This window comes from Variovorax sp. J2P1-31 (genome assembly GCF_030317215.1).
Lineage (GTDB): Bacteria > Pseudomonadota > Gammaproteobacteria > Burkholderiales > Burkholderiaceae_C > Variovorax.
In genome coordinates this window covers 344,209-371,066 of the sequence record NZ_JASZYA010000003.1, presented here as the reverse complement: position 1 = coordinate 371,066, position 26,858 = coordinate 344,209, and the positions used below count along the sequence as shown (strand labels likewise).

At 65.4% G+C, this 26,858-nt stretch carries 35 protein-coding genes; 26 read left to right on the top strand and 9 right to left on the bottom strand.

What is annotated here, in order from left to right; all coding sequences use genetic code 11:
* Positions 1-3 precede the first annotated feature (3 nt).
* From QTI20_RS21665 to QTI20_RS21555, 23 genes are all read left to right on the top strand, one after another.
* The gene (locus QTI20_RS21665; RefSeq protein ID WP_286554397.1) at positions 4-894 is read left to right on the top strand and encodes a head maturation protease, ClpP-related; all 891 of its coding nucleotides are present in this window, start codon (positions 4-6) and stop codon (positions 892-894) included.
* A complete protein-coding gene (locus tag QTI20_RS21660; protein ID WP_286554399.1) occupies positions 830-2,122 on the top strand; it encodes a phage major capsid protein in 1,293 nt (430 codons plus the stop codon). Before QTI20_RS21665 ends, QTI20_RS21660 begins: the two co-directional genes overlap by 65 nt.
* A gap of 56 nt (positions 2,123-2,178) precedes the next feature.
* Complete coding sequence (locus tag QTI20_RS21655) at positions 2,179-2,412, top strand: hypothetical protein (RefSeq protein WP_286554401.1); 234 nt, start codon at positions 2,179-2,181, stop codon at positions 2,410-2,412.
* The gene (locus QTI20_RS21650) at positions 2,412-2,888 is read left to right on the top strand and encodes a head-tail connector protein (protein ID WP_286554403.1); all 477 of its coding nucleotides are present in this window, start codon (positions 2,412-2,414) and stop codon (positions 2,886-2,888) included. The genes QTI20_RS21655 and QTI20_RS21650 overlap by 1 nt, the downstream gene beginning before the upstream one ends.
* A complete protein-coding gene (locus QTI20_RS21645; RefSeq protein WP_286574262.1) occupies positions 2,888-3,220 on the top strand; it encodes a phage head closure protein in 333 nt (110 codons plus the stop codon). The genes QTI20_RS21650 and QTI20_RS21645 overlap by 1 nt, the downstream gene beginning before the upstream one ends.
* A complete protein-coding gene (locus QTI20_RS21640; RefSeq protein ID WP_286554406.1) occupies positions 3,213-3,668 on the top strand; it encodes an HK97-gp10 family putative phage morphogenesis protein in 456 nt (151 codons plus the stop codon). The genes QTI20_RS21645 and QTI20_RS21640 overlap by 8 nt, the downstream gene beginning before the upstream one ends.
* The gene (gene gp17, locus QTI20_RS21635; protein ID WP_286554408.1) at positions 3,665-4,030 is read left to right on the top strand and encodes a tail completion protein gp17; all 366 of its coding nucleotides are present in this window, start codon (positions 3,665-3,667) and stop codon (positions 4,028-4,030) included. Before QTI20_RS21640 ends, gp17 begins: the two co-directional genes overlap by 4 nt.
* 51 nt (positions 4,031-4,081) lie before the next feature.
* Complete coding sequence (locus QTI20_RS21630; protein WP_286554410.1) at positions 4,082-4,585, top strand: phage tail tube protein; 504 nt, start codon at positions 4,082-4,084, stop codon at positions 4,583-4,585.
* Positions 4,582-4,905 (top strand): phage tail assembly chaperone family protein, TAC, encoded by a 324-nt coding sequence (locus tag QTI20_RS21625; RefSeq protein WP_183027653.1) that lies wholly within the window; start codon positions 4,582-4,584, stop codon positions 4,903-4,905. The genes QTI20_RS21630 and QTI20_RS21625 overlap by 4 nt, the downstream gene beginning before the upstream one ends.
* Positions 4,857-5,195: a hypothetical protein gene (locus QTI20_RS21620; protein ID WP_286554412.1), complete on the top strand. Its 339-nt coding sequence runs from the start codon at positions 4,857-4,859 to the stop codon at positions 5,193-5,195. The genes QTI20_RS21625 and QTI20_RS21620 overlap by 49 nt, the downstream gene beginning before the upstream one ends.
* 57 nt (positions 5,196-5,252) lie before the next feature.
* Positions 5,253-5,429: a hypothetical protein gene (locus QTI20_RS21615; RefSeq protein ID WP_286554414.1), complete on the top strand. Its 177-nt coding sequence runs from the start codon at positions 5,253-5,255 to the stop codon at positions 5,427-5,429.
* Positions 5,426-7,942, top strand: a complete 2,517-nt coding sequence (locus tag QTI20_RS21610; RefSeq protein ID WP_286554415.1) for a phage tail tape measure protein — start codon at positions 5,426-5,428, stop codon at positions 7,940-7,942. Before QTI20_RS21615 ends, QTI20_RS21610 begins: the two co-directional genes overlap by 4 nt.
* A 2-nt stretch (positions 7,943-7,944) precedes the next feature.
* Entirely contained in the window at positions 7,945-8,316 is a 372-nt protein-coding gene (locus QTI20_RS21605) for a hypothetical protein (protein ID WP_286554416.1), read from the top strand.
* A gap of 4 nt (positions 8,317-8,320) precedes the next feature.
* Positions 8,321-8,800, top strand: coding sequence for a DUF1833 family protein (locus QTI20_RS21600; protein ID WP_286554418.1), 480 nt, complete (start codon positions 8,321-8,323; stop codon positions 8,798-8,800).
* Positions 8,801-8,837: 37 nt separating this feature from the next.
* Entirely contained in the window at positions 8,838-14,123 is a 5,286-nt protein-coding gene (locus QTI20_RS21595) for a host specificity factor TipJ family phage tail protein (RefSeq protein ID WP_286554420.1), read from the top strand.
* Positions 14,123-14,806, top strand: a complete 684-nt coding sequence (locus QTI20_RS21590) for a DUF4376 domain-containing protein (protein WP_286554422.1) — start codon at positions 14,123-14,125, stop codon at positions 14,804-14,806. The genes QTI20_RS21595 and QTI20_RS21590 overlap by 1 nt, the downstream gene beginning before the upstream one ends.
* A 61-nt stretch (positions 14,807-14,867) precedes the next feature.
* Positions 14,868-15,101 carry a hypothetical protein gene (locus QTI20_RS21585; RefSeq protein WP_183027646.1) on the top strand — a complete coding sequence of 78 codons (234 nt, stop codon included), beginning with the start codon at positions 14,868-14,870 and terminating at the stop codon, positions 15,099-15,101.
* Between the two features lie 8 nt (positions 15,102-15,109).
* Entirely contained in the window at positions 15,110-15,598 is a 489-nt protein-coding gene (locus QTI20_RS21580) for a lysozyme (RefSeq protein ID WP_286554423.1), read from the top strand.
* Complete coding sequence (locus QTI20_RS21575) at positions 15,595-16,110, top strand: hypothetical protein (protein WP_286554425.1); 516 nt, start codon at positions 15,595-15,597, stop codon at positions 16,108-16,110. The genes QTI20_RS21580 and QTI20_RS21575 overlap by 4 nt, the downstream gene beginning before the upstream one ends.
* A 30-nt stretch (positions 16,111-16,140) precedes the next feature.
* Positions 16,141-16,488 carry a hypothetical protein gene (locus tag QTI20_RS21570; protein WP_286554427.1) on the top strand — a complete coding sequence of 116 codons (348 nt, stop codon included), beginning with the start codon at positions 16,141-16,143 and terminating at the stop codon, positions 16,486-16,488.
* On the top strand, positions 16,485-19,316 hold the full coding sequence (locus QTI20_RS21565; RefSeq protein WP_286554429.1) for an SGNH/GDSL hydrolase family protein: 2,832 nt from the start codon (positions 16,485-16,487) through the stop codon (positions 19,314-19,316). The genes QTI20_RS21570 and QTI20_RS21565 overlap by 4 nt, the downstream gene beginning before the upstream one ends.
* A gap of 188 nt (positions 19,317-19,504) precedes the next feature.
* Entirely contained in the window at positions 19,505-20,293 is a 789-nt protein-coding gene (locus QTI20_RS21560) for a DNA adenine methylase (RefSeq protein ID WP_286554430.1), read from the top strand.
* 68 nt (positions 20,294-20,361) lie between these two features.
* On the top strand, positions 20,362-20,583 hold the full coding sequence (locus QTI20_RS21555; RefSeq protein WP_286554431.1) for a hypothetical protein: 222 nt from the start codon (positions 20,362-20,364) through the stop codon (positions 20,581-20,583).
* Between the two features lie 51 nt (positions 20,584-20,634).
* On the opposite strand, the gene QTI20_RS21550 is transcribed toward QTI20_RS21555, so the two are convergent.
* Positions 20,635-20,892: a hypothetical protein gene (locus QTI20_RS21550; protein ID WP_286554433.1), complete on the bottom strand. Its 258-nt coding sequence runs from the start codon at positions 20,890-20,892 to the stop codon at positions 20,635-20,637.
* Between the two features lie 135 nt (positions 20,893-21,027).
* Here QTI20_RS21550 and QTI20_RS21545 point away from each other — a divergent pair, with 135 nt between their 5' ends.
* Entirely contained in the window at positions 21,028-21,246 is a 219-nt protein-coding gene (locus QTI20_RS21545; RefSeq protein ID WP_286554435.1) for a hypothetical protein, read from the top strand.
* 822 nt (positions 21,247-22,068) lie between these two features.
* Here QTI20_RS21545 and QTI20_RS21540 read toward each other — a convergent pair.
* From QTI20_RS21540 to QTI20_RS21525, 4 genes are all read right to left on the bottom strand, one after another.
* Positions 22,069-22,269 (bottom strand): hypothetical protein, encoded by a 201-nt coding sequence (locus tag QTI20_RS21540; RefSeq protein ID WP_286554436.1) that lies wholly within the window; start codon positions 22,267-22,269, stop codon positions 22,069-22,071.
* Between the two features lie 93 nt (positions 22,270-22,362).
* Positions 22,363-22,614, bottom strand: a complete 252-nt coding sequence (locus tag QTI20_RS21535) for a hypothetical protein (protein WP_286554438.1) — start codon at positions 22,612-22,614, stop codon at positions 22,363-22,365.
* Positions 22,611-22,976: a hypothetical protein gene (locus QTI20_RS21530; RefSeq protein ID WP_286554440.1), complete on the bottom strand. Its 366-nt coding sequence runs from the start codon at positions 22,974-22,976 to the stop codon at positions 22,611-22,613. The genes QTI20_RS21535 and QTI20_RS21530 overlap by 4 nt, the downstream gene beginning before the upstream one ends.
* Before the next feature lie 6 nt (positions 22,977-22,982).
* Complete coding sequence (locus QTI20_RS21525) at positions 22,983-23,324, bottom strand: hypothetical protein (protein ID WP_286554442.1); 342 nt, start codon at positions 23,322-23,324, stop codon at positions 22,983-22,985.
* Between the two features lie 74 nt (positions 23,325-23,398).
* Between QTI20_RS21525 and QTI20_RS21520 the strand changes: the two genes are divergently transcribed.
* Both QTI20_RS21520 and QTI20_RS21515 read left to right on the top strand, forming a co-directional pair.
* Complete coding sequence (locus tag QTI20_RS21520) at positions 23,399-23,638, top strand: hypothetical protein (protein WP_286554443.1); 240 nt, start codon at positions 23,399-23,401, stop codon at positions 23,636-23,638.
* A 13-nt stretch (positions 23,639-23,651) separates the two neighbouring features.
* Complete coding sequence (locus QTI20_RS21515) at positions 23,652-24,335, top strand: SOS response-associated peptidase (RefSeq protein WP_286554444.1); 684 nt, start codon at positions 23,652-23,654, stop codon at positions 24,333-24,335.
* Positions 24,336-24,381: 46 nt separating this feature from the next.
* Here the strand turns inward: QTI20_RS21515 and QTI20_RS21510 are convergent, their stop codons facing one another.
* The 4 genes from QTI20_RS21510 to QTI20_RS21495 all read right to left on the bottom strand — a co-directional run bounded on the left by QTI20_RS21510 (position 24,382) and on the right by QTI20_RS21495 (position 26,807).
* The gene (locus tag QTI20_RS21510; RefSeq protein ID WP_286554446.1) at positions 24,382-24,606 is read right to left on the bottom strand and encodes a DUF2188 domain-containing protein; all 225 of its coding nucleotides are present in this window, start codon (positions 24,604-24,606) and stop codon (positions 24,382-24,384) included.
* A gap of 406 nt (positions 24,607-25,012) precedes the next feature.
* Positions 25,013-25,612 (bottom strand): ImmA/IrrE family metallo-endopeptidase, encoded by a 600-nt coding sequence (locus QTI20_RS21505; protein WP_286554447.1) that lies wholly within the window; start codon positions 25,610-25,612, stop codon positions 25,013-25,015.
* A 1-nt stretch (position 25,613) separates the two neighbouring features.
* Complete coding sequence (locus QTI20_RS21500; protein WP_286554449.1) at positions 25,614-25,988, bottom strand: helix-turn-helix domain-containing protein; 375 nt, start codon at positions 25,986-25,988, stop codon at positions 25,614-25,616.
* Between the two features lie 387 nt (positions 25,989-26,375).
* A complete protein-coding gene (locus QTI20_RS21495; RefSeq protein ID WP_286554451.1) occupies positions 26,376-26,807 on the bottom strand; it encodes a thermonuclease family protein in 432 nt (143 codons plus the stop codon).
* Positions 26,808-26,858: the final 51 nt, after the last annotated feature.

Sequence of the window (26,858 nt, the reverse complement as noted above, 5' to 3'; positions counted from 1 at the left end):
TCCATGTCGCTTTTGACCCTGCCCGCGGCACCCGCGGCGCCGGCCGCTTCGGTGCGCGCGGCCGTTTCGTCCGATATCTCGCCGAAGGCGTTGCAGCTCTGGCAGCCCGGCGTGCGCGCTGCAGCCGAAGCGGAGGACGACCAGGCCACCATCTCGGTTCTCGACCCCATCGGCTACGACCCGTGGTCAGGCGAGGGCGTGACGGCAAAGCGCATCAGCGCGGCGCTGCGCTCGATCGGACAGAACCCGGTCACCGTCCACGTCAACTCGCCTGGCGGCGACATGTTCGAGGGGCTGGCGATCTACAACATCCTGCGCGAGCACCCGGCGAAGGTGACCGTCAAGGTGCTGGGCCTGGCGGCCTCCTCTGCTTCGGTCATTGCCATGGCCGGCGACGAGATCCAGATCGGCCGCGCCGCGTTCCTCATGGTGCACAACTGTTGGGTTATGGCGGTGGGCAACCGTCACGACCTGCGGGATGTCGCAAAGACCCTCGAGCCGTTCGACGCGGCGATGGCGGGCATCTATTCCGCACGAGCTGGCATCGACGACAAGGCCGCTGCCAAGCTGATGGACGCCGAGACCTGGATCGGCGGCGCCCAGGCGGTTGATGATGGCTTCGCCGACCTGCTGCTCGCGGCTGACGCGATCGGGGCGGACGGTGAAGCAGGCCGCGGCGCCAATGCCGCCCGTCGCCTGGATGTGCTCCTCGCCAAGCAGGGCCTGCCGCGCAGCGAGCGCCGCAAGCTCATTCAAGAAATCAAGGGCACGCCAGGCGCTGCCCTCGATGGCACGCCAAGCGCTGCCGAAGAGGGCATGACGCCCACCCATGTGTTCGACCTGCACCGCGCGTTGGCGCGCTTCGAGGCGAGCACCAGCACTCCCACCATCTGAAAGACACGAAATGACCAATGACGAACTTCTCAAGCAGGTAACGGCCAGCCTGGAAAAGGCATCCGGCGAATTCACCGCCAAGGCCGAAGCGGCCTTCAAGGAGGCCAAGGCCGCCGGCGACATGACCGCCGCCACGAAGGCCGCCGTCGACAAGGTGGCTTCGGACTTCAACGCGCTCAACCAGGCGCAGACCGCGCTCAAGGCCCAGCTGGGCGAGGTCGAGCAGGCCGTCGTCGCGAGCTCGGGCGGCCCCGGCCAGCGCGCTGCGGCCATCTCTGCGGGCGCCCAGGTCATCGGCCATGAAGGCCTGAAGGACTTCGCCGCTCGGGTGGCCAGCAACGAGCGCAGCCGCGTCAGCATCCCCGTCAACGCCGCGCTCATCTCCACCGGCGTGGCCGAGGGCGTCGTTCAGCCGCAGCGGTTGCCTGGCGTCGACGTGCAGCCCAAGCAACGCCTGTTCATCCGCGACCTCATCGCGCCCGGGCGCACGACCGCGCCGGCGATCTTCTGGGTGCAGCAAACCGGCTTCACCAACGCCGCTCGGGTCGTGGCCGAGAACACGGCCAAGCCGTACAGCGACATCACGTTCGCCTCGAAGATCACCGCGGTCAGCACGATCGCCCACCTCTTCAAGGCGTCCAAGCAGATCCTAGACGACTTCTCTCAGCTGCAGAGCCTGATCGATCTGGAGATGAACTACGGCCTGAAGTACGCGGAAGAACAGGAAATCTTGTTCGGCGACGGCACCGGCGTGCACCTGCTGGGTATCGTGCCCCAGGCAACTGACTACAGCCCCGCCGGCATCCCGGATGGCGCGACACCCATCGACGCGCTGCGCTGGGCCATGCTGCAGACCCAGCTCGCACGCGTGCCAGCCTCGGGCCACGTTTTGCACTTCACCGACTGGGCGAAGATCGAACTGCAGAAGGACACGCTGGGGCGCTACATCATCGGCAACCCGCAGGGCACCACCGCCCCGCGGCTGTGGAATCTGCCGGTCGTGCCCACCGAGATCCAGGCGTTCCTGGGCAAGTTCCTCACCGGCGCGTTCGCAACCGCCGCCCAGCTCTTCGATCGTGAAGACGCGAACGTCGTCATCTCCACCGAGAACACCGACGACTTCGAAAAGAACATGGTCACCGTGCGCTGCGAGGAGCGCGCCGCCCTGGCCGTGTACCGCCCCGAGGCCTTCGTGTTCGGCACGCTGCCGGTGCCGCCGGCCGGCTGATCTCGATCCACCCCACAAGGGCCGCCACCGTGCGGCCCTTTTTCATGGAGATTCACATGATCAAGATGACATCCGCTCGCCCGCTGTTGGTCAACGGCGAGGCCGGCACGGAATTTGAGACCGACGAGCAGCACGCCAGGGAGCTGGAGCTCAAGGGCTTTGCCGTCCGCGTGCAGGGCGAGGGCGGCGCGGCTGCGCCGCGGAGCGCCGAGAGTGGCACGTCTACGGATACGGCCGCAGCCTCGGCGCCGGCACGGACCTCTCGCCGCGCGTCCAACAAGGCGAGCTGATGCTGGTCTCGTTCGAGGAAGCGCGCGCGCATCTGCGCGTGGACGACTGCTATCCCACCGAGCAGATCGCGCCGTATCTCCTCGCCGCGGAGCGGTTCGCGGTGGAGTTCCTCAATCGTCGGCTGTACGCGAGCGAGGCTCAACGCGCCGAAGCCGTCGCCACCGTCCCTCAAGCCCTGGCCGCTGCCAGCGCTGCCTACGCTTCGGCCATGCAGAGCGCGACAGCGCTGCCGGTCGGCATCGAGCGTGACGCGGCCCTTCAGCATGCGTCCTGGGTCTATGAGGCGGCGAAGACAGCCGCGCTCGAGATCCGGCGGTCCATGGTGGCCGACGACCTTGTCAGGGCGGCCATTCTTCTGATCCTAGGTCACCTGCACGAGAACCGTGAGGAGGTCGTCACCGGGACGACTGCGACCACGTTGCCGACCGGCGCCAAGGCGTTGCTTTCTCCGCACCGTGTGGGCATGGGGGTCTGATGCGAACCGGGAAGCTACGTCACCTGGTCAGTCTGCAGTGCAACGTACCGTCGCAGGACATGGCCACCGGCGCCATGGTCGACAACTGGATCGAGGTCGCCAGGCTGTGGGCCTCTATCGAGCCCATGAGCGCCCGCGAGTTCGTGGCCGCCCACGCGGTGCAATCCGAGGTGACCACCCGCATCACGATCCGCTTTCGCGCCGGCATAACGGCCGCGATGCGGATCGTCTACCGCGGCTCGATCTACAACATTGCCGGCGTGCTCGCCGACCGCCAGAGTGGCGTCGAGTACCTGACCTTGCCCTGCAGCGAGGGGGTGAATCGTGGTTGAAACGAAGCTGACCGGCTTCGATGAAGCTGTCGAGAAGCTGCTGAAGCTGCCGCAGGATTTGCGCAAGCGGGGCCTGGTGCGTGCCATGAGCCGGTCAACCCGGATCGTCACTAAGGCGGCCAAGGCCAATGCGTTGCGCGTCGACGACTCGGAGACGGGTCGGCGCATCGCCAACAACGTGCAACAGCGCTTCGCCAGCCGGACCTACAAGCGCACGGGCGACGTGATGTACCGCGTCGGCGTTGCGACGCCAAAGGGCCGTATCCCGAAAGGCAACCCTGACGAAGGCGCGAAGGGCCCGACGCCGCACTGGCACTTGGTCGAACTCGGAACCGAAAACATGCGAGCCCAGCCCTTCATGCTGCCCGCGCTGACCAGCAACATCGGCGCGGTCATCGACAAGGCCGCGGCGGAGCTGGCCGCCTCGCTCAAGGAAATGGGCGCATGAGCGCGCCGATCTTCGAGGTCGTCAGGGCGCACGCACCTTCGCGTGCGTTGCTCGGCGGGGCGTCCCTGCGCTTCAGTCTCTTCGGCGTATCGGTGCAAGGCGGCGCGCTTCCTTATGCGGTGTGGCAGACGGTTGGCGGTGCGCCCGAGAACTACCTCGGCGATCTGCCCGACGTCGATTCGGTGGAGCTGCAAGTCGATGCTTATGCCGATGACCCGATCACCGTCCGGGCGGTGGGGTATGCGCTGCGCGATGCGATCGAGCCCCACGCCTACATCACCGCCTGGATCGGGGAGTCGCAAGACGCCACCACGAAGCGATGGCGCTTCACGTTTCGAGTTGACTGGATCGTCCAGCGCTAGTTCTCAACCAGCCGCCTTCGGGCGGCTTTTTCATTTCAGAAGGACTGCAACATGAGCATGCTCACACAAGGCACCCAGATCTACGTGCTCGCCCCCAAAGAAGAGGGCGACGGCTACGAGGTCCTCAACATCCAATGCGCCACCGCGTTCAACCCGGGCGGCGCACCGTCCGAGCAGATCGAGGATACCTGCCTCGAGGAAACCGACGCGCGCACCTACCTGCGCGGGCTGCGCACGCCTGGCTCTGCCAGTCTGACGATCAACGCCGATCCCCGCAACGCGTCGCACGTGCGCCTCCACCAGCTCTCCGAGACCGGTGAGCAGGTCCCACTGAAATGGGCCGTCGGCTGGTCGGATGGCAAAGGCGTGGCACCCACGGTGGCTGCCGGCGCTGCTGCGGACGATTTCGTCCTGCCGCCCGCGCGCACCTGGTTCACGTTCCAGGGCTACGTCTCGGACTTCCCGTTCGACTTCACTGGCAATGCGGTCGTGAGCACGCAGGTCGCAATCCAGCGCTCGGGCGGCTCGGCCTGGCTGCCGAAGGTGTCGCCATGAATCTCAGTGAACTCCGCGAAGCCGGCGCCTTCGTCGAGCCCGAGCCCGTCAAGGTGCCAGTCACCTGGACCCGCCAGACCGCCGATGGCGAGAAGACCAGCAAGTTCGACATCTGGGTGCGCCGCCGCGCCTTCGGCCTGATCGACAAGATCATGGCGAGTGACGGCGACCGCAGCCGGTCGTCGCAAATGATCGCGCACTGCGTCCTGCTGGGCGACGAGCGCGAACCCATGACCTACGACGAGGCCTTCAGCCTGAACCCGTCGCTGGCATGGGCGATGGTCAACGCGATCAACGAGGCGAGCGCTCCAAAAAACTGACCGCCACCGATGAGGTGTGGCACGAGCTCGTGCTGCACGGCATCGGTGGCCGAACGATCTCGGAGGCCAAGACGCGGATCTCGGATCACGAGCTGCGCGCCTGGATCGCATATAGGCAATTGCGCGGAAGCCTCAACACGGTGCGCGCCATCGAACATGGCGCAGCGTTGGTGGCCTTCGCCACCAACCGCGCCAGCGGCGGCACTGCCGTGCTCGAGGACTTCCTTGTTGAGCGAACCCCGGTCGACGACTCGGCCGAGCTCGAGAAAGCGATGCGCGAATGGAAATGAAGTGCAGTGGATGTGCCCGTCGGGGCGAATGGATAAACAAGTGGAGAGCAATTGCATATGAACGATTCCGAGAGCGCTTTGGCCGATCAGGTGCAGCTTCTCTTGAAGGTGGTGGCCACCCAAACGGAGACGATCCAGCTGCAGGCCGAGACGATCTACCACCTGATGGGGGAGGGGGTGGAGGAGGGCGACCCGACCCTGTCGACGACCTTTCTTGACGGAACTCCCCGATGAGTAGCCGTAGCCTCGGCACGCTCACGCTCGAGCTGATTGCGAAGATCGGAGGGTTCGAGCAGGGGATGGACCGCGCCGCGCGCACCAGCGACCGGAAGGGGCGCGAGATTGCCAAGGCTGCCAAAGAGCGGGCGAAGGAAACCGAGCAGGCCTGGAGCAAGGTGGGCGACCTGATCGGCAAGGCCATCTCGGCGGTGACTGTTGGCGTCGTGTTCAAGAAGTTCATCTCGGAGACGCGCGACGCCGAACAGGAGCAGGTGCAGCTCGCGGCCGTGCTCAAGTCCACCGGGGAGGCGGCGGGCTGGAGCCAGGAGAAGCTGAACGACATGGCCGAGTCGATGTCGAAGGCCAGCATTTTCAGCGGCGGTGACATCAACAAGGCGCAGACCACGCTGCTCGAGTTCACGGGCATCGTCGGCGACACCTACCCGAAGGCGCTGCAGTACGCCGCCGACATGGCGACTCGCCGCGGCATGGAAATCGGCGCTGCGGCTGAGGTCATCGGTCGCGCGCTCGATTCTCCGAAGGATGGCATGTCGGCGCTGTCGAAGCAGGGCTTCAAGTTCACCGAAGACCAGAAGGCGCTCGCCGAGCGCTTGCAGGAAACCGGTCGAACTGCCGAAGCGCAGGGCATCATCCTGCAGGCGCTGGAGACGACCTACGGCGGCGCTGCCGCCGCTGCGCGCGACACCTTTGGCGGCGCGCTCTCGGCCCTGCAGAACACCATCAACGATCTGTTGACCGGCGACACCGGCAGCATGAAGAAGTTGAAAGCCAGTGTCGAGGAGATGAACAGCACGCTGGCCTCGCCCGAGACCAAGGCTGCCATTCATACCTTGATCGGCTGGATGACGGATCTGTCCACGGCGGTCGTTCGCGGGACGGCCAACCTCATCGCCTTCATAAACGCCAAGAACAAACTGGCGCTGCTCACGGGTAGTGATGAGTTCGGCAAGCTCGCGGGCGCTGCGGCCGAGCACAGCCACCACCTCAAGATCCTGACGGAGCGCTATGAGCGCTATCAGGAGGCGCTGTCGCGTGACCCTGGCAACGAGCAGTTGATCCGCAACTTGGCGCGGACTCGCAAGAGCATCGACGAGACGCAGGCCAAGGCGCTCGCCGCGACCGCCGCAGTAAAGGACTACGCGAACGCTCAGTCCCCGCTCGAAGTCGCGCCCAAGCCTTCGGACGAAAAAGTGATCCCGATCGACGCGACGGGCGAGGCAGCACGCGCGAAGGCAGCCAAGGCAGCGGCAGCGGCATCGGAGGCCGCTGCGAAGAAAGCCATCGCGGCGGAGAAGGCCGAGCGGGAGAAGGCGAAGACGTTCATCCAAGGCCTGAACGACCAGATCGCGAAGACGCAGGAACTGACCAGCGTCGAGGATGTGCTGCGGCAGATGCGCGAGGGAAAGATCACGCTGAACGATACGGAGCGCGACCGGGCGATGGGCCTGGCCACCTTGATCGACATGCAGAAGGACCTGACCAAGCAGCGCGAGCGCGACCTTGCCATGAGCAACGCGCAGACGTCTGCACAGCGCGAGTTCAATGCCGAGCTCGACCGATACGCCGCCGAGCTGCGCGGCATGGGTATGGGTGCCTCGGTCCGCGAGAAGCTCGCCGGCGTGAACCAGATCGGCGACAAGTACGCCGGCCAGCGTGACCGCCTCGAGGACGTGCGTCGGGAGGCGCAGCTCAAGGGTGAATGGAAGCCCGAGGCGCAGGCGCAGTACGAGCGGGAGCTCGAGCTCATCGACACGTTCCACAAGAAATCCCTTTCCGCCTACGAGACCTACTACGCGCAGATGCGCGAGAAGCAAGGCGACTGGAACGTCGGCGCCTCGGAGGCGCTGGCCAACTATCTCGAGAGCAATCGGAACGTTGCCGCCCAGTCCGAGCAGCTGTGGAGCAATGCCTTCAGGAGCATGGAGGACGCGCTTGTCGGCTTCGTCACGACGGGAAAGCTCGACTTTAAGTCGTTGGCGAATTCGATCATTGCGGACATGGCGCGCGTGGAGGCGAAGAAGTTCATGACGAAGGCGCTCGAGGGCGCGGGCGGATCTGGCAGCTGGATGAAGGCCATTGCCGGGCTCTTCGGCTTCTCTGAAGGCGGCTACACCGGCCCCGGCGGCAAGCATCAGCCGGCGGGCATCGTGCACGCTGGCGAGGTGGTCTGGAGCCAGAACGACGTGCGCAACGCCGGCGGCGTCGGTGTGGTGGAAGCGATGCGTCGCGGCACGCGCGGTTACGCCGACGGCGGCGTGGTGGGCAGCGGGGCCGGGCGCGTTCCCTTCCTCGATTCAGCGGTCGCCGGCGCAGGGGGCCGGGTCATCATCCAGAACTTCGCCGGCGTCGACGTGTCGTCTCGCGAGCAGCCCAACGGCGAGGGCGGCGTCGATACGGTCGTGATGCTGCGTCAGCTTGAAGGAGCCATGGCTTCCAATGTCGCGGCGGGTGCCGGTCCGCTGCACCGCGCCATGAGCCAGCAATTCGTGCGCGCAGGAGCCCGTTGACCATGGCCGCACTACCTTCCTACGTCCGGATCAAGCTCGCCGGCGCGAGTGAACAGCCGAGCCCGATCGTCGCGCGCAGCGAGATGGAACGCGGCGTGCCGCGTACGCGTCGCACCGCCACCGACCCGCTGATGACGCTCAGCGCCACGCTGATGTTCCGCACGGCCGCCGATGAGGCTGCCTTTCGTGCCTGGTACTACAGCCCCGCCGGTGGCGGCGCCGGTGCCGCCTGGTTCGATTGGACCGACCCGCGCACGAACACCGTGCGCAGCGCGCGCTTCGTCGCGAGCTCCATGGGTGCCCTGGTGCCTTTGAAGGGCCGTTACGAGATCTGCGAGCAGGCCTGCGCCATCGAATATGTCCTGAAGACCTGAAGTCATGACCACACTCACCCAAGCGGCTCGCGCGCAGCTGCAGCGCGTCGACGACCCTGACGGCCTGCTGATGCTCGTGCTGATCGATCACCCGAGCTTTGTCGGTGGCATCCGCATCGTGCAGGACACCCGCGACTGGACGATCGGCGGCACCTCTTACATCGGCCTGCCCATGAGCATCCAGCTGCCCCAGGATGTCGACCGCGAGGCGTCGCGCGCCCAGCTGCGGATCGACAACATCGGACGCGACCTGCTGGCCGAGCTCGAGGGCTTGCCGCCGGGTGCCTCGCTCGACGTGATGCTGCGGCTGGTCAGCCGCGCGGCCCCCACCGTGATCGAGTGGGAGTACATGGCCGGCGCATCGGCTGCCAGCGTCGATACCGATGCTGTCGCCTTGACGCTGGGCGACGAGGAGCTGCTGCGGCGCAACGCCGTCGCGCTGCGCTACGACCCGACCACCGCCCCCGGCATCTTTGCGGACTGACCCTCAGATGACCTTGGCACCCACGCCCCACGTTCCCATGACCTTCCCCACCCTGAGCGACGCTGAGCGCTACGTCGGCCGCGCCTACGTCGAGGGCGAGTTCGACTGCGCTTCGCTCGCCGTGCTCGTGCAGCGCGAACTGTTCGGGCGCGAGATCGCATTGCCCGCCGCCGCCGATCGCGCGCGTGGCCGGCGCGGCCAGGCGCGCGACATCCGCGCCTTCCAGCCCACCCTTGCAGACCCCATCGACGCACCGCAGACAGGCGCCGCCGTGATCTTCTGGCAGCACACCGCTCAGGGCATGCCGCCGCTCAATCGGCTGTGGCACGTCGGCACGGTCTTCGTGCAGGCCGGCGAGGCCTGGGTGCTGCACTGCGCGAACGAAGCGCAGGGCGTCGTGCTGCAGCGGCTCGATCAGATGCTGCGCCACGGCCAGCACTTGGATGGGTTCTATGCCTGGCACGACGAGCCCAAGCGCCTCGAGCTGGCGATAGCCGCGCATCCGCTGATGGGCCAGGTCGAGACCCGCACCACGCCGGCGGGCCGGACGCTGGCCGAGACGCTCGCCGCGGAGGGCGTCACCGGCTCCGGCTGGACGGTGACCGTGGGTGCCCTTTGGGTGCCGCCGGCGATGTGGTCGCGCATGCGCGTGAAGCCCGGGCACCTGATCGAGGCGCACGCTGTCGTGCGCAAGCAGGCGCTCAAGATCATCGCGATCGTGGTGCTGAGCTACTTCACCTTCGGCGCGGGCGGGCTGGGCGCCGGCGGCCTGTTCGCGGCGGGCGGCGCGATCGGCGGCGGCTTCCTGGCTGCGGCGGCCGTCTACGTCGGCGGCTCGATGATGATCAACAAGCTGCTCACGCCCAAGGCGAGCAGCGCCGGTGACCAGTCCGCCAACCAGCCCCCGCCGACTTATGCCCTGCAGGGCGGGCGCAACCGTGCGCGGCCTTACGAGCCCCTTGCCCTGGTGCTGGGCGAGACCAAAGCCGTCCCTGACAACGCGAATCAGCCGTTCACCTGGTTCGAGGGCGACGACCAATATCTCTCGACGATGTTCCATGCCGGTATCAACTGCGGCACGGTCTCTGACATTCGCCTCGGCGACACCGCGATCGAGGCCTACGACGGCGCGGCCGTCACGCGCTACGGGTTCCCGGACGGCAACAGCGCGCAGCCGCCGGTCCTGGGCACATCGGTCGATAGCGTGCAGGGCGGGCTGCTGGACGCCCCGACGGCGCCCGGCCCGTGGGTCACGCGTACCACCAGCGCGGGCACCGTGCAGATCGCCGTCGACCTCGAGATGAGCCTGTCGTCCATGAACGGAAAGGGCAACTACGAGGCGATCAGCGTCTGGGTGGAGGTGCAAGCCCGGCAGATCGACGGCTTCGGTGGCGCCTGGTACACCCTTGCCGTGCCGCAGTTCTCGAACAACGGCAGCAAGCCGGTTCGCCGCACGCTCAGCTATACGATGCCGACGCCCGGCCAGTACGAGATCCGGCTGCGAAAACTCGACATCAACGCCAGCGCCGTGGGCGCGTCCAACACGGTGAGCTGGGCCGCCCTCAAGAGCTACCAGAGCGACACGGCGGACTATGGCAGCCAGCCCCGGGTGAATCTGCAGCTCAAGGCCAGCGGCCAGCTCAGCGGCGCGCCCGATGAAGTCAACTGGATCGCGCGCGCGGCCCCGATGCCGTATTGGAACGGCTCGCAGTGGGTGACGGCCACTGAGCCCGGCGCCGCGGGGCTGAGCAACCCGGGCGCCCAGATCCTGATGCTGCTGCGCGGCCTCTACCGGGCGAGCGACGGCCGGCTCATCGCGGGCGCCGGTCTCTCGGACGCCCGCATCGACATCGAGAGCCTGAAGGGCTTCATGGTGCGTTGCGCGGCCAAGGGCTTCCGCTTCGATGCCTTGATCCAAGAGGCGATGAACCTGCAGGATCTGCTCGAGAGCATCGCGGCGGCGGGCCTGGGCTCGCTGTCGCGTCATTCCGGGCGCATCGGTGTCGTCTGGATGGCCGAGGACCAGCCGATCGAGGGTGTGGTGAACATGGCCTCGATGAAGGCGCGTTCGTTCACCGTGCAATACGACCTGATGGCGACGGCCGACGAGTATCAACTCGAGTTCTTCGACGCGGAACGCGGGTGGTCCTGGCAGCCGGTGCGGGTCCAAGCACCTGGCACCGTCACGCCGCAGCGCACCAGCACGGAGAACGTGCGCGGCGTCACGCGCGCGGCGCATGCTGCCGTGATGGCGCGCTTCGCGATGGGGCAGAACATCTATGGCCGCAAGTCCATCAGCTTCGAGATGGACCTCGAGCACCTGGTGTACCGGCGAGGTGCGGTGCTGTCCTTGTCGCACGACCTGACCCAGTGGGGCTATGGCGGTCGAGTGGTCGCAGTAACGACGGCCGCCGGTGCGTTCACCGTCGAAGTGGACGAGCCGGTGCCCACGGTGCAGCAGCCGGGCCGCACGCTTGGCCTGCGCCTGGTGGGCGAGCAGCAAATGCGGGTCTTCAACGTCGCGAGCGTCTCTGCTGACGGCCGCTTGCTCAGCGTCGCGCAAGCCTGGCCAGCCGGTGCGGCGTTGCCTGGTGCCGGCGGTGCCGCGCATGACGCGCTGTGGATGTACGACTTCAAGGCCACCCCCGGCTACCGCGTGCGAGTCACCAGCATCGAGCCAGGCGACAACATGGGCGGCGCCCAGATTACTGTGGTGCCTGAGTCTCCGGAGTTCTGGAACTACGTGCTCAACGGCACGTATGTGCCACCGCCCAACAACTCGTCGCTCGCGCAGGATCTGCCGGTCGCGATGAACCTGCGCGTGACCCGCGCGAGGGTGCGACAGGGCGAAGGCTGGGGGCACGAACTCACGGCCACCTTCGATGTGGTGGGGCGCTTCGATCACGCCCAACTCTGGGCGGCGCCGGCTGGCAGCGCGCTGGCCCAGATCGGCGGGCCCGTGCACGGCACGCAGGTGACCTGGGCGGTGCCGTCCGATCAGGTCTGGACGGTCGAGATCCGGCCCTTCGATCCCCTGGGCCGCATGGGAACGCGGGTGTCGGTGAATTTCGTCGATCCGGCTGAAGTCGTGGCGGGGGTGACTGCCTTCACGGTGACAGTCGAACCGAACGGCGTGGTGGCGCGCTGGAATGCGCCGCAGGGTCTGGACGCGGTAGCGTGGGCGGTCACGCAGATCCGGGAGGGCACCACCTGGGAGACGGCGTCGCCGATCTTCGAGGGGCGCGTCGACAGCGCCTCCCTTGGCTGGCTCGCGGCCGGCGCGCACATCTTTTGGGCGGCACACCGCAACAGCGCCGGCGATTGGTCGGCGCCCGTGGCCGCTGCGATCCAGATTGACGCCCCGTCACAGCCGGTGGTGACCGGCGAGGCCTGGCGCGATCAGGTCGAGCTCGGCTGGCAAGAGTGCACGACCACGCAGCCCCTGCGCGGCTACGAGATCCGCGTTGGCGACATCTTCGACCAGGCGGCGGTCCTGAGCTTCGTCAATGGCCTGGGCTACGTGCGGACCGAGAGCGAGCCCGCCACTCGGCTGTATTGGGTCACGGCGGTCGACCTGGCCGGCAACCGGGGTGCGCCTGGCTACAAGTCCGTCACCACGCTGCCCGGCATCACCGAGGCCCTTGACGAACTGCAGGAGGGGCTCGACGGCGTTCTCGAGAAGATCGACGGCCTGGAGACCTACGAAGGGAAATGGGGTGTACGGGTGGTCGACGCCGACGGCAAGAAGGTCAGCGGCATCATCCTGAACAACGACGGTGAGCAGAGCGACTTCATCGTGCTGGCCGATCGCTTCGCCTGGGCCAGCGAGATCAATGGGGAGGTGAAATACCCCGTAGTTTTCGGCCAGATCAACGGGCAGGCCTCCTTTGGCTTCGCGGGGAACATGTTCCTCGATGGCGTGCTGAAGACGCGCATGCTCGAGGCCGAGGCGGTGACTGCCGACAAGATCCGGGCGAAGAGCATCACGGCAGAGCAGATCAAGGCCGGCGCAATCACCGCAGACGTGGTGAACGTGGGCACCGGCCGCAACCTGTTGCCCAATGCCTCGTTCACTGCGAGCCTTGATTACTTCGGCACGGCCGACACCATTGGTGGCCAGGTCTTCGGGATCGACCTCGCCGGCGCCGATTGGAAGCTGCCGAACTACGGCACGGCCACGATCCAGCAGCCGAACGCTAGCTATGCAGGCCAAGACAAGAATCAACGCTACGGCGAGATCTACTCGACCGAGATTCCGGTGCTGCCCGGCTCGCGCTATGAGTTCTCGATCTACACGGCCGCGCACCGCTGCGAGGTCTATGCCGTGGTGGGCTACAAGGATGCGGTGGGCGCGTGGATCAGCACGGGCTACGTCGAGACCGACACGAACGATGCGCAGGCCAACGGCGGTAGGGTGCTGTCGGCGTTCAAGCGGATCTCCTGCTTCTCGGTTGCGCCGCAGAACGCGGCAAACGCGGTCGTGATCATGCGCAAGGGCCCGACCAAGCCGGGCCAGTCCAACAGCTACGCCTTCTTCACGCTGGGATTCTTCGGCGAAGCGACAGCCTCGCAGACGGTGCTCTCGGCCTGGTCGAGCAGCGGGCAGGGCGTGAAGATCACCGCCAGCGGCATCAGCACGCCGAGCATCTCCGCGATCAGCGCCAACCTGGGGACGATCACCGCAGGTCAGATCAATCTGCAGGGCACGGACGGCACCGCGAGCTTCGTTCGCACGAACAACAAGTGGTATGGGGACGGCCAGTGGGGTTTCGTCATCGCCCGGGAGACGAACGGCGTGGTGTTTCTGGACTTCAAGGCCGGCCCCTGCGCGATGTGGATGCATAGCGATGGCTCGGCAGGCTGGCAGTCGCCCGGCATCACGATGAGCAACGGTGGGTTGACCATCAGCCAGGCCAACGTCATCAACACGCTGAATGTGGCCGGTGGTGCGGTTGCGTACTCCGAATGGACGCAGGGCAATATGAACGCTGCGATGGGTATTTCGGTGCCTGGAGGCGTGATTTTCCGTGTCCTCCTCGTTGCGCACTTCGCCGGTGCGCTTGCCGGCGCCGCAGGGACGCGTGGGAACGTCGTGAGCTGCTTTCTCACCGGTGTCGAAGCATCGACTGTGCTCATTCAGTCGTATGCCGCAGGGGACAGCGAGGGCGGCACGAACTACGGCGCTGTGCGTTCGCCACAGACGATGACGAGTCTGATCGACCTCGGCCCCGGCTACCACACCCTCAGTGCATCCATGATGCAACTCGGCGGCATGAGCTGCCTCATCACCTTGACCGCAAGCATCGTTAAGCGGCCCCAGTAATGCAAGCTCAGATCACTTACCTCGAAGGCACCACGCTGGAGGACGACTTGCCGGTCGTCGTCGACGGCGAGCCGCACACCTCCTTTCCATTCACCGTCTACGAGGAGGCGACCGGCAGGGCCATCTTCGGCGGGACCACCATGCACATGCGCGACCTGGCGCCGGAAGGCTGCATTGCCGTCGCCGAGCCATTCGTGCCGAACAGCTACCGCAAGGACGGCGTGTTGAAGCTGTACCCGGCCCAGCCCTTCGACGGCGCGACCTTCAACCATGTGACCGAGATGTGGGAGGACGGCCGCACCCTGGAGCAAGTGCAAGCGGACAAGTGGGCAGAGATCAAGCGGACGCGCGACTCGCTCGAGGCCACCAGCTTCCCCTACCTCGGCAAGGTGCTCGACAGCAACAGCCGCAGCGTGCAGCGCATCAATACCGCAGTGCAGGCGGCACAGGCCGCCATGCTGGCCGACGAGCCTTTCGAGATCGCCTGGACGTGCTTCGACGACACGGTCCTCGAGCTCGATGCGGAGGGAATGATCGGCATGCCGGCAGCGCTCGCGCTTTATGGCGACCAGCTGCATCAGACCTCCCGAGCGTTGCGCGCCCAGATCTACGCGGAGGACGCGACGCGCGAATCCATCGCGGCCGTCGCCTGGCCCGCATCTGTGACGGCGCCGCTTCCGTGAGTACGCCACAACAACAAGACCAACCCGCCTCGGCGGGCTTTTTTATGCCCAAAGGGACTGCATGAAGCAAGAAATCAAAGACATCGCCGTGGAGCTCGCTGTGCGGACAGCGCCTGCGAGCGGGGTCGCCTGGTACACAGACATCAGCTGGACCACGACGCTGACGTGCGTGCTGGTGGTCCTGCAGATTCTCTACCTGCTGCGCAAGTGGTGGCGCGAGGAGTCGGAGTGGGGCGTGAAGCTGCGCGATTGGGCAGAGCGCCATGGCATCACCAAACCGGCACCGCTCGAATGAAGGCGCGCATGGCCATCGGCGCGCTGAGCCTGAGCGCGGCCGCACTCGTCGGCATCTTCGCGCGCGAGGGCTACACCGACCGCGCCGTGATTCCGACCAAAGGCGACGTGCCCACCGTAGGCTTCGGCAGCACCGTGAAGGAGGGCAGCGTGCCTGTCCGCATGGGCGACACCACGAATCCCGTGCAGGCTGCGCAGCGCTCCCTGGCGCATATCCAGAAGGACGAGGGCGTCATCAGGCAGTGCGTCAAGGTGCCGCTGAGCCAGGCTGAGTACGACGTCTATGTCGATCTGGCCTACAACATCGGCGCCGGCGCGTTCTGTGCGTCGACCATCGTCAAGCGGCTCAACGCTGAGAACTATGCCGGTGCGTGCGAAGCGATCCTGATGTGGCGCTACGCCGCGGGCTTCGACTGCGCGACGCCGGGCAACAAGCGGTGCGCCGGGCTGTGGACTGACCGGCAGCGGTCGCATGCCAACTGCCAGGCGGCGCAATGAAGGCACTTCTGTCGAACTGGCGCGCGCCCCTGATCGCCGTACTGCTGGCCGCGCTGGGCCTGCAGACCGTGCGCCTGGCCAGCCGAGGCGAGGAGCTGGCGGCCGAACGCCTCGCGCGCGCCACCGAGACCAACGACCGCAACCGCGCCGCGCTGCGCGAGTCCGAGCGCGTCGCCACCCTGCAACTCACGCACGCTGCCCAGCAGCAGGAGACCGTCCATGCCTTCGAGCAAACCATCCGCACCCTGGAAGCTGGCCGCGCTGGCGATGCTGCTCACGCTGAGCGCGTGCGCCTCCAGTTCGCCGCCTTCGCCGCCCGTGATCGCGCCGCGGCCCGTAGCGACCCCGCTGCCTGCGAGCGTGTCGCAGATCGATCCGAACTCATCGCAGCCGCTGCTGCAGAGGGTGGAGAGCTACTTGCAGAAGCTCGACGTGCTCTCGCGCGGCGAGACGCCGAAGTGACTCTGTTGCTGGGCATTGTGCGCAGCGACCGCACGCTGCTCGCCCCCTGAAACAGAACACCGAACAGAAAGGTTCACTCAATGTCTTCCTGCTACGACTCGTGGAGAGACTTCAAGGCCGGCAGCACGTTCGCCCAGGTAGGCACGGCCGCGCTGCCGCCGGGCCTCTGGTCCGCGTCCTGCCAACTTCGTCACTTCGACACGCACGAGCTCATTGCGCCGCTCGAGATCGTGCTCGGCACGTCCGTGGACGGCCTGACGCCCTTCACGCTGAGTGCTGATGCCTCAGTGACCAGGTCATGGAACAGCGGGCCGATCGCGCGCCTGTTCGTCTTCGACTTTCGCTTCGTCGACCAAGACGGAAATTCTCTCAACAGCCAGACCAAAGGTCTGCGCGTCCTCCGCGCCATCACGGAACCCACAGCATGAACCAGGTAGCAATTTCATTCGGATCGGATAACCCGCTCGTCGTGGCCCAGTGGCAGGCGATGCTCCGCGGCCTTCGCGGGCTCAGCGCCTACGAGGTGGCCGTCAAGAACGGCTTTGTCGGCACCGAAGCAGAATGGTTGGAATCCCTCCATGGCGGCGGCCCGGGCGGAAGCGGGCCCCCTGGCCTCAGTGCATATCAAGTCGCCGTGAAGAACGGCTTCGTGGGCACGGAAGCGCAGTGGCTGGCGTCCCTCGAAGGCCGGCCCGGGGCCGACTCCACCGTGCCAGGGCCGCCGGGTCTCAGTGCTTACGAGATCGCGATGAAGAACGGCTTCGTCGGCAGTGAATCGGCCTGGGAGGCCTCTCTCATCGGACCACCTGGCCAGGACGCCCCTGGCGGCGGCGAGCGCTCGCGCGCCGATCGCGTGCTGCAGACCCTCATCAGCAAAGCCGCCTTCACGATGAGCAATAACCGTTTCCGCACATCGGCGCTGCGAGACGCGCCCACGATGACGCCGGTGGGCGCGATCGAGGGTGCCATGACGCGCGGCTACAGCGCCATCACGGAGGGCCCCAAGCCATGGCAGATCCTGGGCGGCGCGCCGGTGGTCGACGGCTTCGGCATCCGAGGCATCAACACGAGTTTCAAGCCAGGCGTGAAGCTCAGCATGCTCTACTGGGTAGACCAGATCATCGACGGCAACGCCTGCAATGTGATCTTGGAGAAGGGCACCCCGTACCGGCTGCTGGTCGAGGAGGACAGCGTTATGAAGTACGTGCCCGATTCAAGCATCACGATCGCTCCCGGCATCGGCCAGCAGGTCTACCGCATCGCGTTCCCGAACCCGACCGGCCCCCGCGCGCGCCGCCGCTTCTGGATCGAGTCGCCCTTCTTCCAGGCGGTCGAGGCCACGGCCACGGCCGGGCGCTTCGGCGGCACCTATGTCGCCAAGCAGGATCAGATCTTGCGGCCCGCGAAGCAGCTCCTGCGCGCGGTTCACATCGGCGACAGCAATATCCAAGGGGTCAACGGCCCACACGGTGCCAGCCACTCGTGCGTCATGGCTGCCCACCTCGGCATTGAAGATCACTGGATCTCGGCCATCCACACCACCGGCGAGCTGCAGGCGAACATCGGGGGCTTCGTCTGGCACGAGCGCCGCAACGACTGGCGCGACCCCAAGCCGGACTTCCTGTTCTTCAATCTGTCGTGGGTCGACCGGGAAGTGGTGAAGAACGGGGAATTCACCCTGTCGGCCGCCGTGGCCCGGATCATGGGCGAGTTCAATGCCGCGCGTGCCGAGTTCCCGCAGATGCCCGTCATCGTGCTTGGCCTGTTGTGGTCGGCGGAGCAGTACGCCCTGAATCCCGACATCCAGGCCTTCAATGACGCCTTCCAGGCGGCCATCGCCGCCAAGGCAGACCCTTTGCTGATCTTCGTGGACGGCGCACGCTACCCCGAAACTCCCATCACCGGGCTTGGCAAACAGGGCAGCGAGACGGGGGAGGGGAACGCCGATGTCTACCTCGGCAGCGATGGCCACTACACGCAGGCGGGTGACGAGTGGGTCGGCATCACCGGGGCGCAGAGCGTGCTGGAGAAGCTGACCGAGGCCTTCTACGGCGGGATCTCGCCGCCGCCCGGCGTGGCCATCAGGCCGTCGTCCCTGGCCATCACCGGTGCCCCGGGCAGCTCGGCCGCCGGCAACCTCGGCACCGTCTCCAACGGCACTGCGACCGGCATCGTGTCGGTCACGCCGGCCGTGCCGGGCGTCACGTTTTCCATGTCCGGCCAGACCCTCGTGGCGGCCGGCACCTTCCCGTCGACCGCCGGCACCTACCAAACGGCCATCGTCGTCGGCACCTCGGCCGGCAACGTGACTTTCAACCTGACCGCGACCGTCGTGGCTGCGGGGCCCTCGATCAATCCGGCCTCGGCAGAAGTTTCGGCCAGGGCCAATGAGGCGATCGAAGTGCTCCTGACCACGGTGTCGGGCGGCACGCTGACCGGCATCACCGGCACCCTGCCGGCGGGCCTGAGCTACACGCCCAGTGGCCAGGAGGTGCGGCTGACGGGCACGCCCTCGGCGCCAGTTGCACAGTCTGCACGCGAGGCGGTCATTGCCACGTCGACCGGCAACATCACGCTCAACTGGAGCCTGACGATCGGCGCGGCCGCGGCCGGCGAGAGGACTATCGCGGATCTGCGATTCGAGGGCGCGCAGGGCTCGCAGATCATCACGAACTCCGCGACCGGCCCCGGCGCGCTGACGTTCTCCATCCCCAGCGGGGCAACGTGGATCAGCACCGGCATCGGAGTGAAGGAAGGTCTGCGTGCGCTGCAGCGCCGCGATCCGGGCTTCAGCGACCCGGGCGCCGTCTCGGCCGAAACGCTGACGCTGGACGGGAAATTCTTCTGGGGCGCGTGGGCCGTGCATGACGGCAATGGGTGCGTGTTCGCGCTCGGTGACTACAACGGCGCTAGCTATCTCGACATCGAGGTCAACGGCGAGAAGCTGGAGGTCTACCGCCAGCAAAGCGCCGTGGGCGGCGATCAACTGATCGAAGCCTCTGCTGCCGGCTGGCCCGCCAACACGCCGGGTTATCTCTCACTGAGCCGCGACGGCGCCAACACGCTCGCCCTGGGCCTAAATGGCACAGCGCTGGCAACGCGCACGAACGTCACGGACGTGTTCACTGGCCGCTTTGGCGTCCTGAACCAGCCTGAGAACCCAGGCTATGGGCTGCAGGGCGGATGGGCTGACCTGTGCCAGGTCATCGTCGGCGGTAGTGGGCCAGCCTTCCCATTCACGCCGCCGACGACTTGAGCGTCGTGCTGGCAGGCCTGGTGGCCTGCTAGCGCCACCGCAAAAAAAGACAGGGCGACCCTTTGCTGTGCGTCAACACCGCATCGGACCGCCTCCTCCACAGAACGCGCCTGTGAATTCGACCGAGGCCCTGCCACCTGTACAGGTGGGCCGAAGTGTAAACGACCGTTACAGGTCATCGAAAGCTCATGGCAACACCCATCGTCCCTTGGATAGGCGGCAAGCGCCGTCTCGCCGACACCATCATCCCGCGCTTCCCCGCACACACCTGCTACGTCGAGGTCTTCGCCGGCGGCGCCGCCCTCTACTTCCTGCGGCCGCCGGCGGACGTCGAGGTCATCAACGACATCAACGGCGACATCGTCAACCTCTATCGCGTGGTGCAGAACCACCTCGAGGAGTTCGTCCGCCAGTTCAAGTGGGCGCTTTCAAGCCGGGAAATGTTCCAGTGGCTTCAGAGCACGCGGTCGGAGACACTCACGGACATTCAGCGGGCCGCGCGCTTCTTCTACCTGCAGCACCATGCATTCGGTGGAAAGGTGCATGGCCAGACCTGGGGCACGGCTACCACTGCGCCGCCGGTGAACCTGCTGCGCGTCGAGGAGCAGCTGAGCGCTGCGCACTTGCGGCTGACCGGGACGCACGTCGAACGGTTGGACTGGCGTGAGTGCATGCGTCGCTACGACCGCCCGCACACGCTCTTTTATCTCGACCCGCCTTACTGGCAGACCGAAGGGTATGGCGTGCCCTTCGCCTGGCCAGAGTACGAAGCGATGGCGGTCGTGCTGAAGCAGCTGCAGGGCAAGGCGATCCTGAGCATCAATGACCATCCTGACGTGCGGCGTTGCTTCGCCGAGTTCCACATGGAGACGCTCGGCATCACGTATCAGGTCGGCGGCGGGCACAAGGGGGTGGATCGAAGCGAATTGCTCATCTTCAGCTGGGACGTGACCTCCGAGCCTGCAGGCCTCTTCTAGCGCCGGCGCGTCGGGCCAGCGACGGAGACCGCTTGCAGATGCCACCGCGTGCGCGCACAGTGGCTCCCATGAACCAAGCAATGATTGTTCGAAAGATGGTCGAGCAGGCGACAGCAGGGGGCAGTCCGAGTGCCGATGCGGCGCTGGCCAGCCTTGCCGCAGTGATTGACCATCTCGACATGAACAGCGACACCTATGAGGCCGATGTAGTGGCCCTGATAGGCGTGGGTTCGACGGTGTGGATGCTCAGCAGTCCGGGCGGTCAGCAGGTTAGGGCGAGCCCGCATTAGAGGTCCTCGCCTGAAATATGCCAGCCCGGACGGCGCCGAGTGCGTGCAACGCTACGCGTCGATCTTCACGCGCGTGCCATCGACAGAGATCAGCGCACCCGGCGCCGCATCGTCGATCTCGATCGCCACACCCATGAAGCTTGCGGGGTCGACCTGGGCCGCCTCGGTCTCGGTCTTCGTCATCTTCCGCCGGCGCATCAGGTCCGCGTGCTGCGAGGTCGACAGGACGAGCTTCTGCGGATACTTGTTGTCGTGCGCTTTCCAGTGCGCTGACAGTGCTTTCGTGGTTGCATCGTAGATGTTGCTCATGCTGGCATTGTCGGCGGCGCTATTCGAGGCTTGGCACGTTGAGCGCGTCCCACCTTCCCCAACAGCCCTGGCGCTTCGGCGCTGGGGTAGCCTTTTTGCCTTCAGGCGCCGGTCGTGCTGGGTGAGAATGCCGGCATGGTCACCCACCCGCAAAAGGTCTGGCTCTACAAAACGCACCGAATCGTCACCTGGACGGAGCCAGACGGCGCGGGCTTCTGCCGATGGTCGTTCACGGTAGACGACGGGCAGACGGTCAAGGCGCTGGCCGGCGGCTACTACAGCGACATGGAAGCGTTGACGTGCGCATTTGAGGAAGCCTGCCGCGCGATCGATTCGAAGGCTCGAAGCGCTTAACCAGCGCGCAGAGTGTCCTGTTGCCCATGCGGTTTCACGCCCGTGCACAGGCCAGGTCAGTCGAGCGTGTGGTGGTGGGGGCCTCAAACTTACGCCGCTGTCATCGGCCTGCTGACTTGGAAGTGTCCCACCTACCGCCGGGCGCTCTGAACCGGGGCTGCCATGGTGCAACCGGGGAGAGTTACCGCCTTAGTCCTACAAGCCGCCGTGTCCGCATAAAGAAAATCGAACTAGTAGGGACTTATTGGTGATTTTTGACTTAGGAAAGGCGAAGGATGAAATTTGTATTAGTTCCAGAACTCGGTGGCCGCTGGGTTTGGGTACTACGCAATGCAAATGCAGAGGCGGTTTGCCAAAGTACAACAAGCTTTGGAACACGCGAATTGGCTATTAAGTCAATTCATGAGGCGAGAGAGGGTTCGAAGTATGCAAAAGTTAACACTTCGCCCGGAACGCCTCCGAATTCAGAGTCGTGAGGCATCGGTTCCAAAGTTGAGTTCGAAAAGCGTACCATCTAGGCCCTTGCGCGTCAGTTCGCGCACAGGAGCCTCCATGGAGTTTGCTGTTCTTGCTAACTGCGACGGGTGGAAGTGGCATTTGCTAGACGATGATGGCACGTCCCTTTGCTCAAGCTGCAGAGCATTCACCACGGCGCGTCACGCTTTTGATGATTTGCTCGTTGCTAAAGATGCTCTGCCCCACGCACCGATAGTTGACTCGGCTGCCAGCAGGGCAGAGATTGCTTGTGAGCTCCACTACATCCAGTAACTAGGCCTGTCGAACTCTACTTCGAACCGGCTCTCAGTGGACCGACGCCAGCGGCTACAGCGTTGCCTCGACAGTGCGTCGCAGTTCAAGCAGCGCACTCTCCGCGGTATCCAACATATGGGCAATTTCTTCGGGCGTGAGTTCGGGGTAGCCGGGCGTCGCACAGAGAAAGTGCTCGAGCTTCTCGCACGCCGCCTGCCAAGCGATGGCGGCGAGCTTCTGGTCTAGCGTCAGACGAAGGTTGTTCAGCGGCATGCCCGAATACTAGCTCCGCGTTTGGCGGGCTTGGAAAAAAGAGCGGTGGGAAGGCGTGCCATCGCACTAGAGCGAGTCGGAGGTTGCTGCCGCTCAGTGCTCGAACAGCACGGCGCGAAGATGGTCCCCAACGGTGTCGTCTGGACATGATGGGTTCTCGTAGCCGTCAGCCACGCCAGCGCACAGGCTCACGACGCCGGCGCAGAGTTCCAGCACGTTCTGGTCGAGCTTGTCGCCCGGCCGGATCAGGCCACACTGCACGGCCAGGGCTGTGAACTTGGTCACCGGGTCGTGCAGGTCGTCCTGAGCTGCGCCCACGGGATCGGCGTCTTCGTTCTCGATCATGGTGCTCCTACGGTGGATGGAGAGGTTGTACGGTATTCATGCGGCGGAGGCGTCATTTCAACCGGCGGCGCGGGCATGCACCACCACACCTGCGGCGGGTCGGGCTGCTGGTAGCCGACTGCCTCGACGGCCCCGTAGATCAGGATGCCGCCATTCTCGATCTTCTTGATGCTCGCGTGGATCAGGGGCTCGATGACGTCGACGCGGGTGCGCTCGGTCTCGAACAGCCTTGCGACGGCGCGCGGGTAAAACTTGCGGCTGTCGTCGCCGAAGAACAGCCAGCCCGGGCGAGGGCGGCTCTGAACTACGTCCCGCGGCAGCTTCTTGCCCGCCTCGCGCAGGATGTAGACGACGCAGTGCATGGCTTGTTAGAAAGGTACGTCGGAGCTCGGTAGCCCGAACTCGGCAGGCGGGGCAGGCTCCTCGGCTCGCGAGGCTTCCAGCGGGTCGGCGCCTTCACCCGCATGGCCTGGATAGAGGTCGTCGTTGTACTCGCCGGCTTCCGGGTACAGGCGGCGCGCGACGGCTGCAGGGTCCTCATCTCCATGCTTCGCGGCCACAGCCGGGCCGAAGACGTTGAAGCCCGCCATCCGCAGGTCCTCGGGGTCGTGCTCGAGCTCCTGCCAAGTGTTGGCGAACACAAAGACCCAGGCTTCCAGGTCGGATAGATCGCGGCCGCGGTACGAGATCGGGGTGGGGGATTGCCACATGGTCAGCTCCTGAAGTGGCCCTCCACTGTAGCCAAATACTGTACATGCATCCAGTAGTTTGCTACGATCGATCCATGGACACCGATCGCGGAACCGGCATCCTGGGCACTGTGCCCGGTCAGTTTGTGGTGCGCGCCATGTACACGCTGCCGCCGGCGGGCGAGGCCCAGCCGACCGAGGCGTCGCTGGAGATGTTCGTGCCCAGAGTGGGCCGCGTGCGCTTCACGTTTGAGCTCGCCGGCCCGGTTCCACACAAGCGTGCTCATTGGTGCTGGCAGGCGAAGTCCGCCGACTTGCTGCCGGGCAGGGCCTGAGTAAGCTGCGTTCATGTGCACTCGCTACATCCCCCCCGAGATGGCTGAGATCGAACGCTTCTGGGGTCTGCCCCGGGGGCACCAGCCGGACCTGTGGCCGCGCGAGATCTTCCCGCGAGCGCCGGGCCCCTTCATTCGCCGCCGGCGGGACGCTGTGGGCTACGAGCGCGAACTGGTGGTCGGGCAGTGGGGCCTGATCCCCTGGTTCGCGAAGGAGCCGAAGCTCAAGTACTCGACGAACAACGCGCGCAGCGAGGAGCTTGAGGCGAAGGCCAGCTTTAAAGACCCGTGGAGGCGTGGCCAGCGCTGCATCATCCCGGCGGCCTCGTTCGACGAGCCGAACTGGGAGACGGGGAAGAATATCTGGTGGCGCTTTCGCCGCGCGGATGGCGCGCCCTGGGGCTTGGCCGGCCTATGGAACACCTGGACCGACAAAGCCAACGGCGAGGTGCACGAGAGCTACACGATGCTTATGGTGAACGCGGATGCTGACCCGTTGATGAGCCGCATGCACAAGCCTGACCCGAAGGTGGCGCCCGACAAGCAGGACAAGCGCAGCCCGATTCCGTTGGACCCCAGCGACTTCGACCAGTGGCTCGAGGGGACAGTCGAGCAGGCCCGCGGGCTGATGCGCCTGGGGCCGACCGAGGTGTTCGATGCCGAGCCGCAGGAGCCTGAGCAGAAAGCGCTGGTTTAGCGCGCAAAAAAGCCCGCCGGAGCGGGCTTTCAGCAACGAGTCAGTACTAGCCTTTCGAGCTACGTGGGTCGTTGCCGTGGCTGTCCTTCTGCCCAATGCGGCCATCCTTGTTGTGGATGACAAGCTCTGTCTGCTGGTTGCGGCTGATGCCGCGCCCGACGTCAACGGCGTCTTGCTTCAGATCGGTGTGTTTGATCGCCCGCTGGCCCCCGCTGACTTTGACATCCCAGCCGCCGGCCGGATTCGGAACCACATGATGTGACTTGGTCATTTTGGACTTTCTGAAAATTCACTTGTTCGAGAGGGCCGTGGGCGGAGCCCACGGCGCATTCATCCAGCGGGTTCACGCTGGCACCGGCATTCGCCGGGCATTGACCGCTACAGGGTCAAGCGAACAGATTGAGCTGTCCAGGGGGCGAGCGCCAGTGCTTGCAAACCTTCTCCCACTGCCCTTTGCGGTAGCGGTCGTAGGCGCGCACAAAGACGCTCCTGAGGCGGTGGTGTGACATATCTGTCCTCCTTTACCGTGAGCCAAAGGGTTTTGGCTTGCCCCACACATCCCGGAGAAGTAAACTTCCGGCGTCCTAGCAGACCGATATGTGGGTGTCGAGGGTTTCCCTTGATAACCTCGTACTCGTAGAGCTTGCGAAGTGTTGGAACCACTTCGTGAGCTTTTTTTATGCCGGAGGCCTCCAAAGCGGATGGTTAGCAGGGATGCTACGAAGCTTGTCGTTGAGGGTACTTATTCGATATTTCGCCGCCTCTAGGCTGGTGCCACAAATGTGCGCTAACTCCTCAGAGCTCTTGGAAGCCAAGCAGGCACCGAGCGGCATCATGAGCGCGGCAGTTAATGACTTCGCCTGCCACTCCGAGTCTTCGCAGAATCGGTGAGTTCCAGTTTGTCCGCGATGCAGGGTGAGGTGGTGTTGGAGCGCAAGATGGCTCAACTCGTGGACCACCGTGCTGCGCCCGAACACCTGGTTCTCATGAAGTTTGTCGTAGATGTCTTGGCGCAAGATCACGACGTTGAAATCCGGGATCGTCAGACCTGCAATTTCACCCATTGATTCCACGTCGCTCGTTCGGTAGTTGTAGCCGGCGGCCGGTAGCGTCCGCTCAAAGATCGTCAGGCAGTCGAGGGCGAATTGCTCACCGTTGATGCGCGGGAGCTGAGGGCGCAAGGTTTCAGCAGCCGCTTCAAGTTTCGCGTAGCTGGTGGCCTTGACCCTAAGGCCTGTTGGCGTTCGAAAGACGCCGTTCCTGACGATGCTTGTCATGTCACTCCTTCACGTTTTTCTTTGAGGTGTTATTCAGCCAACTCATCATCTCCGGGGTGGGTGCGCTGCCCTCCTGGAGCTTCCGAGCGAATGCAGCTACTAGCCCACGCGCATCCGCCGACATACTCCCGGTGTCCACGATGTGCATGGACTGTCCCGCCGCAGTGCGAAGTTCTTGGACCTGCGCTGCTGACACGCGCGGCTCGAAGAACGCGATCGCTAGATCCACATGCTTTTGCAGAAGACGTTTTTCGCCGAACTCGATAGAACTCAGATGGGCAGAGCTGATGCCAAGCGCTTCTGCCATAACCTTCAAGGACAGGCCGCACCTGACCCGAAGGATTCGGACCGTCTCGCCAAACGGAGTGAGTTTCATAGGATCTCCAATGCTCCGGACCTGATGAGTGAGGGGTGTGATGCTTCATGGTTTAAGAATTGGTCCGGAATGCTAGCAGTGTAGCACACTAGTTTTCCAAAAAGAAAACAATTGCGCCTGGAAAAATACGCAAGCGCGTCTTGTGAGCCTTCGCAGAGATGGACCGTGGAGCTCTCCACCGGCTCACCCGGCTGATGAGCCGCGTGGAAAGTCAGATCCGCAGCTGCGGCCTCATGACCAGCACATGCGCAGCGTGATCCCGCTGGACCCCTCCGGTTTCGACCTGTGGCTCGAGGGTACGGTCGAGCAGGCGAGGGCGCTGATGCGCCTGGCGCCGACTGAGGTGTACGACGCCGGGCCCGCCACTGAAGCCCCATAGCTACGCGCTCAGTTGCCGCGCTGAGCCTTGCGCCACTCCCGGGGAGGCACCGGCTCGGCGGCCGTGCCCAGCGTCACCCATAGCCCAGCCCGCGCCGCGCGTGCCTGGCGCTCGAGCTGCGGGAACTGCGGATCGGTCTGGTAGCGGGTGTACGCCCTGGCCATGCCAGTGCGCACGAGCTTGGCGTTGGCGTCCTTGCCGCGGCACGCCACACGCGCCACGGTCCGGCCGTAGCGGTCGGTGGCCGTCGGCCGCAGCACCGCCTGCTCGCCCGCGCACATGGCGGCCAGCGCGTGCCGGCTGCGCTCGCCGAACGGCTGGGCCTTCTCCGGCGCGTCGATCTCGGCTAGGCGCACCTTGACTTGCTGGTAGTCGCCCGGGCCGCCGCAGCGTGCGGTCAGGGTGTCGCCGTCAGCGATGCGCACCACGAGACAGGTCATGGCGGCGGCGCCGCGGCGGCAGCGAGGGGGAGGGCGAGCAGCAGGGCGGCG